This window comes from Microbispora siamensis (assembly GCF_016863095.1).
Classification (GTDB): domain Bacteria; phylum Actinomycetota; class Actinomycetes; order Streptosporangiales; family Streptosporangiaceae; genus Microbispora; species Microbispora siamensis.
Genome location: NZ_BOOF01000001.1, coordinates 380,853 through 390,194, shown reverse-complemented (window position 1 = coordinate 390,194; position 9,342 = coordinate 380,853). Strand labels below are relative to the sequence as shown.

General features: G+C 76.0%; 7 protein-coding genes. All 7 read left to right on the top strand.

Annotation, left to right across the window (positions count from 1 at the left end):
- The first annotated feature begins 99 nt into the window (after window positions 1–99).
- The 7 genes from Msi02_RS01730 (at window position 100) to rpe (ending at window position 9,311) form a co-directional block, all read left to right on the top strand.
- Window positions 100–2,349 carry a primosomal protein N' gene (locus tag Msi02_RS01730; protein ID WP_239108015.1) on the top strand — a complete coding sequence of 750 codons (2,250 nt, stop codon included), beginning with the start codon at window positions 100–102 and terminating at the stop codon, window positions 2,347–2,349.
- A 40-nt stretch (window positions 2,350–2,389) separates the two neighbouring features.
- Entirely contained in the window at window positions 2,390–4,057 is a 1,668-nt protein-coding gene (locus Msi02_RS01725; RefSeq protein ID WP_239108014.1) for a hypothetical protein, read from the top strand.
- Window positions 4,058–4,080: 23 nt separating this feature from the next.
- On the top strand, window positions 4,081–5,322 hold the full coding sequence (locus Msi02_RS01720) for a hypothetical protein (RefSeq protein ID WP_079318445.1): 1,242 nt from the start codon (window positions 4,081–4,083) through the stop codon (window positions 5,320–5,322).
- A 46-nt stretch (window positions 5,323–5,368) separates the two neighbouring features.
- Window positions 5,369–5,917 carry a peptide deformylase gene (gene def / locus Msi02_RS01715; protein WP_204046721.1) on the top strand — a complete coding sequence of 183 codons (549 nt, stop codon included), beginning with the start codon at window positions 5,369–5,371 and terminating at the stop codon, window positions 5,915–5,917.
- Window positions 5,917–6,846 carry a methionyl-tRNA formyltransferase gene (gene fmt, locus Msi02_RS01710; RefSeq protein WP_204046720.1) on the top strand — a complete coding sequence of 310 codons (930 nt, stop codon included), beginning with the start codon at window positions 5,917–5,919 and terminating at the stop codon, window positions 6,844–6,846. Before def ends, fmt begins: the two co-directional genes overlap by 1 nt.
- Window positions 6,847–7,219: 373 nt before the next feature.
- A complete protein-coding gene (locus Msi02_RS01705; RefSeq protein WP_239108026.1) occupies window positions 7,220–8,503 on the top strand; it encodes an RsmB/NOP family class I SAM-dependent RNA methyltransferase in 1,284 nt (427 codons plus the stop codon).
- Window positions 8,504–8,639: 136 nt separating this feature from the next.
- Window positions 8,640–9,311, top strand: coding sequence for a ribulose-phosphate 3-epimerase (gene rpe, locus Msi02_RS01700; RefSeq protein ID WP_079318453.1), 672 nt, complete (start codon window positions 8,640–8,642; stop codon window positions 9,309–9,311).
- Window positions 9,312–9,342: the final 31 nt, after the last annotated feature.

Genomic DNA, 9,342 nt, shown 5'->3' with positions numbered 1-9,342 from the left:
CCCGCCCCTGACGGCGGGCGCCGCCCGCGCGTGCCCGGACGTCCACAGGCGGCGGGCGTACGTGTGATTAGGGCTCGCCGGGTCTGGTAGGACGGAGGCGTGACCGAGCCGACCCGCGCCCCGCATCCCCAGGAGGCGCTCATCCCGGCGCCCCCGGCCGCCCCGCGGCAGGCCACCGAGCGGGCGAGTGGGGGCACAGAGCGGGCGCGGGGGACGGCTGAGCGGGCGCGTGGGGGCACGGCCCCGGGGCGGGCGCGGACGGGCGCGTCCAAGGGCGCGCGCGAGGCGGCGCCGGACCTTCCCGTCGCCAGGGTCGTGGTGGACACGCCGCTGCCGCACCTCGACCGGCCCTTCGACTATCTCGTCCCCACCACGATGGACGCCGAGGCGGTGCCCGGCTGCCGGGTGCGCGTCCGCTTCGCCGGCCAGCTCGCCGACGGCTACCTACTCGAACGGCTCTCCGAGAGCGAGCACGAGGGCCGGCTGTCCTTCCTGGAACGGGTGATCTCCCCGGAGCCCGTCCTCACCCCCGACATCGCGCGGCTGGCCCGCGCCGTGGCCGACCGGTACGCCGGGACCATGTCGGACGTCCTGCGCCTGGCCGTTCCGCCGCGGCACGCCCGGGTCGAGGCCGAGGCGAGAACCCCCGCGCGCCGGGCGGCTTCCCCCGGCACCGGCGCGGGCGCCGACGGCGACGCCTGGAGGGCCTACCCGGCGGGCGCCTCCTTCCTGGAGGCGCTGGCCGAGGGCAGGGCGCCGCGCGCCGTGTGGACGGCCCTGCCCGGCACGGACGCGGGCGGGCCGTCGTGGCCGCACGCCATCGCGGCCGCCGCGCGGGCGACGCTGGACGGCGGCCGGGGCGTCGTCGTGGTGGTGCCCGACGGCAAGGACGTGGCGCTGGTGACCGCGGCCCTGGGGGAGACGCCGCACGTGGCGATCACGGCGGACCTCGGGCCCGCGGAGCGCTACCGGCGCTGGCTCAAGGCGTTGCGCGGCGAGATCGGGATCGTGGTGGGCAACCGCCCCGCGGCGTACGCGCCGGTGGCCCGCCTGGGGCTGGCGGTCGTCTGGGACGACGGCGACGACCTGCACGCCGAGCGCCACGCGCCCTACCCGCACACGCGGGAGGTCCTGGGCCTGCGCGCGCACCAGGCCGGGGCGGGCCTGCTCGTCGGCGGCTACGCGCGCACCGCCGAGGCCACGGCGCTCGTCGAGACGGGCTGGGCGGCCCCGCTCGTCCCCGATCGAGCGGTGGTCAGGGCCCGCGCGCCCCGGGTGCGCCCGGCGGGCGACGACGCGGAGCTGGCCCGCGACCAGGCGGCCAGGGCGGCCCGCCTGCCCAGCCTCGCGTGGCGGGCGCTGCGGGAGGGGCTGGAGCACGGTCCTGTGCTCGTCCAGGTGCCGCGCAGGGGCTACCTGCCCGCGCTGGCGTGCCGTCACTGCCGCGCCCCCGCCCGCTGCTCCGGGCTGCCGCCGGTGCGCCCGGCCCCGGCGGCAGGGGCCGCCTCGGCGGGCGCGGCGCCCGGCGGCAGGGCACGGATGCTCGCGGAACCCGTGCTCTTGGAGCCCTCGGCCACGGGACCGGTGTGCTCGGGTCCGCTCGCGCTGCGCGGCGGGCACGCCGTGCCGTACTGCCGCTGGTGCGGCCGGATCGCGGGCGACTGGCGCTGCCCGTCCTGCGGCGGGACCGGCGTGCGGGCCGTCATCGTGGGCGCGCGGCGCACCGCGGAGGAACTGGGCCGGGCCTTTCCTTCGGTGGCCGTGCGCACCAGCGGCCGCGACGGCGTGCTCGCGACGGTGAGCGGCGCCCCCGCGCTGGTCGTGGCGACGCCCGGGGCCGAGCCGGTGCCGGACGGCGGCTACGCGGCCGCCGTGCTGCTCGACGGATGGGCGCTGCTGGGCCGCCCCAACCTGCGCGCGGCCGAGGAGGCGCTGCGGCGCTGGACGAACGCCGCCGCCCTGCTGCGACCGGCGGGGGAGCTGGTCGTCCTGGCCGACGCCGCGGTGCCCGCCGTGCAGGCCCTGCTGCGCTGGGACCCCGTCACCTTCGCGGAACGCGAGCTCGACGAGCGGGCCGAGCTGGGCTTCCCCCCGGCCGTGCGGATGGCGACGCTGACGGGCCCGGCGGCGGCGGTCAGGGAGACGCTGGCGAGCGCCGTGCTGCCCGTGGGGGCGCAGGTGCTGGGGCCGGTGCCGGTGGAGGGCGGGCTGGAACGGGCCATGGTCCGGGTGCCGCGCCACCTCGGGTCCGCGCTGGCCCGCGCGCTCAAGGGCGCCTCCGGTGTGCGCTCCGCGCGCAAGGCGCCGGACGTGGTACGTGTGAACATTGATCCGCTCGATCTCATCTGACCGATTCGCCTCGCACAAAGCGAGCCGTTAGCGTGCCTCTGTGTCGATCGAATGGGTGAACCGGGCCATCGACGGCCTGCGTGCCTGGGGGCGCGAGCGGAACGTCGAGGTCGACGTCGACGAGGTACGTCTGCTGTGCGACTACGCCAGCGACTACCTGGAGGTGAACGAACTGGGCGATTTCCGGCCGGGCACCTTCGAGGAGCTCCTGCTGGAAATCTACCCGCGCAAGGTCATCGCGCCACCGGAGAGCGCGCCGGAGACGGTCGCCGCGGCGCGGACACTGGTCGAGTTCCTGCTGGACACGGGCGAGATCGGCAGCAAGACGGCCGCCCGCATGCGGGAGACCATCGACCGCATCGAGCCGGAGATGCCGCGCGCGCTCGCCGACACGTCCAAGTTCGGCATGGCCAAGAGCCTGTTCAGCGCCATCGGGCCCGACTCCCTCGAGCTCGACGCGGCCCAGGCCGTGCGGGCGGAGGGGGAGGCGGACGGCGACGAATGCGACTGCCCCGGCTGCGCGCCCCTGCCGCCCGTACGGCTCGCGCCGCGCGAGGAGGTGGCGCGAGCCGTACGCGGGGTGCCGCTGCTGCGCGACGCCCACCGGGTGGTGACGTGGCTGGTGGAGGGCGGCCGCACGGTGACGACGCGCCGGTCGCTGCGGGTCAGGGACGCGCGGGCGTGCAGGGCCGAGCTCGGCGTCGAGTGTCCCGAGCCGGCGTGGCGTCTCGCGCTCGACCTGGGCCTGGCCCGGCTCGACGGCACGGCCGTCGCGGTCGCGGAGGACTTCCGCGAGCTGGACGCGCGCGGTGAGGAGGAACTGCTCGACCTGTGGCGGGCGGCGCTGGAGTTCCTCGTCGAGAGGTCCGTGCCGCTCACCGGGGAGGCGGTGGTGGACGAGGGGATGTCCCAGATCCACGACCTGCTCTACCGGCTGCAGTCGCCCGTCCCGGTGGACGCGCTCGCCGACTACCTGCGCGAGGTGGCCGCCGGGCGGCCGGTCGGCAGGCTGGACGAGGCGCTGACCGCTCTGGCGTACGCGGGAACGGTCCAGCGGACCGAGGACGGCCTGGCCCTGACCCCGCACGCCCTGTGGGGCCTGCGGGAGCTGTACGCCGGCATGGGCCTGGACGCGCCGCTCGCGCCCGCCCCGGCCGAGGGAGACGCGAGCGGGCTGATCGCCGGCCTGATCGGCGACGGCACGGCGGACGAGGCGGCCGAGCGGGACATCGCCGAATGGCTGTCGCGGCGCACTCCCGAGCAGGCCGCGTCGGAGCTGCTCGCCGCCGTGGCCGGCGCCCCGGCGGAGGTGCGCGGGGTCGCCGTGACCATCGTGGACCGGCTGGGTGTCGAGGCGGCGCCGGTCGTGCGGTCCTACCTGGACGACGCCGAGCTGCGCCCGCACGCCATCCACTGGCTGTCCTCGCGCGGCCTGGACGCGCCCGCGCTCACCCCCGAGGAGGTCCTGTGGGTGAGCGTCGACATGCTCGCGCTCGCGCTGCCCGCCGCCGAGGCCGACCCGGAGGGCTTCGCGGAGAACATCGCGGCCTCGGGGCCGCCCGCCCATCTCATCGAGGACATGTGGCGGGTGGACCACCCCGACGTGGTCGAGGTTCTCGAGCTGCTCGGCAGCACGCTGCCGGACCAGGCGGCCGCCAAAGCCGCCCGGAAAGCCGCTTTCAAGGCTCGTTCGCGGGGCATCAGGTGACTGCTGTGCAGTAAGTTGCTGGAATGGCCGACAGCGACGTGCTCACCTTCCCGCCGGTCGACATCGCCCCCGACGAGCAGCTCGTCCACGCGGTGCGGGAGGTCCCGCTCGTACGGGACGCCCGCCGCATCGCCGAGTGGGTCGGGGCCCGATGTGCGGCCTCACCCCGGGGTGTGTGCGAGGTCACCGAGCAGGGGCTGCCGCACCCCGCCGAGGCCGAGGCGGTCGTCGCCGAGCTGGGCCTGGAGGCCGGCAGGCTGCGTCTGCTGTGGGTGGTCGCGGTCAACGGCCGTCTCGTGGAGGTGACCCGGCAGGGCGCCCGCCCCGGGCCCGGAGTGCCCGACCCGATGGAGTTCTGGGACGGCGTGGTCATGGACGTGCTCGACCGGACCGAGGAGGGCCTGACCGGGTCGGCCGTCATCGACGAGCACCTCACCGAGATCCTCGCGACGATCTACTCGGTGCGTGAGGGCATGCCGCTCGCCGCCCTGGCCGGCGGCATCCTCCAGGCCCACGAGGTGGGCTGCGAGGCGCGGCCGGCGGACCTGCGGCGGCTGCGGATGACCCTGCCGGGGGAACTCGCCGCGGCGATGGCGCTGCTGGAGTACTGCGGGCTGATCGAGCTGACGGGCGAGCTGGTCCGGCTCACCCAGCCGGGCGTGTGGGCGGTGCGCCGCGACCTGCTCAGGGAGGGCCACGACGCCCCGTCGCTCGGCGAGGTGGCCGCGCTCGCCGAGTTGGGCGCCGCCGACCTCATCGACGCCATGCTGACCGGCCGGGCCTCCGCCAGCGCCGCCACGCTGTGGCTGGAGCGCCGGGTGCCGGAGGACGCGGCGCGCGAGCTCATCAAGATCGCCGCGTCCGGCAACGCCGCCCAGCGCGGCACCGCCGGGACCGTTCTGGAGGAGCTGGGCCCGGAGGCCGCGCAGGCCGTACGGGAGGCCCTGGACGAGCCGATGATGTGGCGCTACGCCGCGGCCTGGCTGGGCGTGCGGGACCTGGAGGCGCCGGCCCTCGGCGAGGGCGACGGGGCCTGGGTGGCGGTGGACACCCTCGCGGCCCTGCTCTACATCGGCGCTCCGGTCGACTCGGTCGCCCATTTCGACCTCCTCGGGGAGGACCTGCTCACGCTGGTGCCCGAGATGGGCCGGGCCGACCACCCCGACGCCCTCGCGGTGCTGGAGATGCTCGGCAGGCACCATCCCGATCCGCTGATCGCGAAGACCGCCAGGAAGACGGCGATGAAGGTGCGTTCACGCCCGTAGACTGGGGTGATCCTCCTCGTGTACGTGACGTGAACGGAGCCAACCCTTGGCCATTCAGCCGATCCGCCTGTTCGGCGACCCGGTGCTGCGCACCCCGGCCGAGCCGGTGGTCGACTTCGACAAGGAACTGCGCAAGCTCGTCAAGGACCTGACCGACACGATGATGGACGCGCCGGGCGCCGGTCTGGCCGCGCCGCAGATCGGCGTCGGCCTGCGCGTGTTCACCTACTACGTGGACGAGCAGCTCGGGCACCTCATCAACCCCGATCTCGACCTCGGCGGCGAGATGGACGAGGAGGGTGAAGAGGGCTGTCTGTCCTTCCCCGGCCTGTCCTTCCCGACGCCCCGCGCGATCAGGGCGGTGGCCAAGGGATTCAACATGCACGGCGAGCCGGTGACGATCGAGGGCACCGACCTCATGGCGCGCTGCTTCCAGCACGAGACCGACCACCTGGACGGCGTGCTGTTCATCGACCGGCTGGACCCCAAGCAGCGCAAGCTCGCGATGAAGGCGATCCGCGAGGCCGAGTGGAGCGGCCTGTCGGCGCCGGTGGTGAAGGTCTCGCCGCACGCCACGCAGGGAAGGGCTCTGTAGTGCGCCTGGTCTTCGCCGGCACGCCCGACACCGCGCTTCCGTCGCTGCGCGCCCTGCTCGACTCGCCCCGTCACGAGGTGGCGGCCGTGGTGACGCGGCCGGACGCGCAGTCCGGCCGGGGGCGCAAGGTCCACCCCAGCCCGGTGGCCCAGCTCGCGGAGGAGTCGGGGATCGAGGTGCTCAAGCCGGCGAAGGCCGGGGACCCGGAGTTCCTCGACCGGCTGCGGGCGATCGGCCCCGACTGCTGCCCGGTGGTCGCGTACGGCGCCCTGCTGCCGCAGCCGGCGCTCGACATCCCCCCGCAGGGGTGGATCAACCTGCACTTCTCGGTGCTGCCCGCCTGGCGCGGCGCGGCGCCCGTGCAGCACGCGGTGTTGCACGGCGACGACGTCACCGGCGCCTCGACCTTCCGCATCGTGAAGGAGCTGGACGCGGGGCCGGTGTTCGGCGTGCTCACCGAACGGATCCGTCCGGACGACACCAGCGGCGCGCTGCTGGCCCGGCTCGCGGAGGCCGGCGCGGGCCTGCTGCTGGCCACCCTCGACGGGGTCGAGGACGGCACGCTTGAGGCGCGCCCGCAGCCCGCGGACGGCGTCAGTCTGGCCCCGAAGATCACGGTCGAGGACGCCAGGATCGACTGGGCCGCGCCCGCGATGCGGGTGGACCGGCTGGTGCGGGCCTGCACCCCGGCTCCCGGCGCGTGGGCCGAGTTCCGCGGCCAGCGGGTCAAGATCGGCCCGGTACGGCTCGCGCCCGACGCCGGCAAGCTCGCCCCCGGGGAGATCGCGGCCACGCGCACGGCCGTCCTCGTCGGGACCGGCACCCACCCCGTCGAGCTGGGCGAGGTGCAGCCGCAGGGCAAGCGGCAGATGACGGCGGCCGAGTGGGGCCGCGGCGTCCGGTTCGCGGACGGTGAGACCCTGGTCTGAAGGGCCCTGTCCGCCCGGCTCCCGGCCCCGGCACGGTGCCGGGAGGACGGTGTGGCGGGCAGCGGAGCGCGGAGCCGAAGGCGGCGGATCAGCGAGTGGCAGGGTCGAGGGCGGCAGGGTCGAGGGTGACACCGTGAAACAGGGCAGAGGTCAGGGCGGCGGCGAGAGGCGTGGCCAGGGGAGCGGCCCTGGCGGCGGCAAGGGCGGCGGCCCGGGTGGTGGCCCGGGTGGCAGCTCGGGGCAGGTCCGCCCGGGACGCGGCGGCAGAGCGGGCCACGGCGGGCAGGCCGCGCACGCGGCGAAGGCCGGGCAGCCGAGGCAGGGCCGCGGGCGCCCGCCCCGCGACGAGGCGCGTAACGCCGCCTACGACCTGATGCGGGCCGTCGACGAGCGCGACGCGTACGCCAACCTGCTCATGCCGACCCTGCTGCGGCAGCGGCGGATCAGCGGGCGCGACGCGGCCCTCGCCACCGAGCTGGCGTACGGCACGCTGCGCGGCCTCGGGACCTACGACGAGGTCATCGCCGCGTGCAGCGACCGGCCGCCGGAGGAGGTGGACCCGCCGCTGCTCGACGCCGTGCGTCTCGGCGTCCACCAGCTTCTGCGCACGCGGATCCCGCCCCACGCGGCGGTCAGCGCCACCATCGACCTCGTACGGCTGCGCGTCGGGCCGGGCCCGTCCCGCTACGCCAACGCCGTGCTGCGGAAGGTCGCGGGCCGCACGCTGGAGCAGTGGCTGGAGATCGTCGCCCCGCCGCGCGCGCAGGACCCGGTCGGCAACCTGGCGGTCACCTACAGCCACCCCCGCTGGATCGTCACCGCCCTGCGCGACGCCGTGGGCGGGGACGTGGACGAGACGGCCGCGCTGCTGGAGGCCGACAACGAGCGGCCCCGCGTGGCGCTGGTGGCGCGGCCTGGCCGGGCCACGCTGGAGGAACTGGTCGCGGCCGGGGCCGAGCCGGCCGCCTACTCGCCGTACGCGGCCTATCTGCCGGAGGGCGACCCGGGGTCCATCCCCGCGGTGGGGGAGGCGCGGGCCGCGGTGCAGGACGAGGCCAGCCAGCTCGTCGCGCTCGCACTGACCCGCGTGCCGCTCGACCGGGACGCCACCTGGCTGGACATGTGCGCGGGCCCCGGCGGGAAGGCCGGGCTGCTCGACGCGGTGGCGACCGAGCGGGGCGCCCGGCTGCTCGGCGCCGACGTGCAGTATCACCGCGCCCGGCTGGTCTGGGGCACCACCCGAGAGGCGAAGGTGATCACGGCCGACGGCACGCGGCCCGCCTGGCGGCCCGGCGCGTTCGACCGGGTGATGCTCGACGCCCCCTGCACCGGGCTCGGCGCCCTGCGCAGGCGGCCGGAGGCCCGCTGGCGGCGCGACCCCCGCAGCATCCCCGAGCTCACCGCGCTGCAGCGGCGGCTGCTCGACTCGGCGCTGGAGGCCGTCCGTCCGGGCGGCGTCGTCGCGTACGTGACCTGCTCGCCGCACCTGGCCGAGACCCGGGCGGTGGTGGAGGACGTGCGCGACCGGGTCGAGGTGCTGGACGCCCGCGCGTTCCTGCCCGAGGTGCCCGGTCTCGGCGACGGCCCGTACGCGCAGTTCTGGCCGCACCGGCACGGCACCGACGCGATGTTCCTGGCGCTGCTGCGCCGCTCCTAGACGGGTGGCCCGGAGCCCGGGCCTCGGCGCGGCCTGCGGTCGGCGCATTCGCCGTGGGTGCGGTCAGGAGACCGGTGCGTCCGCGCCGCCGGGGAGGGACGGGACCGACGCCCGGGCGAAATAGACTGCAGGGACTATGGCCGTTCAGATCTCGCCCAGCATCCTGTCCGCGGACTTCGCGCGCCTCGCCGACGAGGCCGCCCGAGTGGAGGACGTCGCCGACTGGCTCCACGTCGACGTGATGGACTACCAGTTCGTGCCCAACCTGACGCTCGGACTGCCGGTCGTCGAGTCGCTGCTCAAGGCGACCTCGACGCCGATCGACTGCCACCTGATGATCCAGGACCCGGACCGGTGGGCGCCGGACTACGCCGAGGCGGGAGCGGCCAGCGTCACGATCCACGCCGAGGCGGCCAAGGCCGCCGTCCGCACGCTGCGGGCGATCCGCGCCGCGGGCGCGAGGGCCGGCCTGGCGCTGAACCCGGCGACCGCCGTCGAGGGGTACGAGGACCTGCTGCCCGAGATCGACATGATGCTCGTCATGACCGTCGAGCCGGGCTTCGGCGGGCAGCGCTTCCTCGACATCGTGCTGCCGAAGCTGGCGCGGGCCCGGGCGCTGATCGACAAGCACGGCGGCGAGGTGTGGCTGCAGGTGGACGGCGGCGTCTCGGCGGAGACGATCGAGCGCTGCGCCGAGGCCGGGGCCGACGTCTTCGTGGCGGGCAACGCCGTCTACGGCGCCGACGACCCCGCCCGCGCCGTCGCGGAGCTGCGGAGCCTCGCCGAGCGGGCCACCCCGCCCGCCTGAACGGAACAGCCGGGCTGCGAACGCGGGGGCT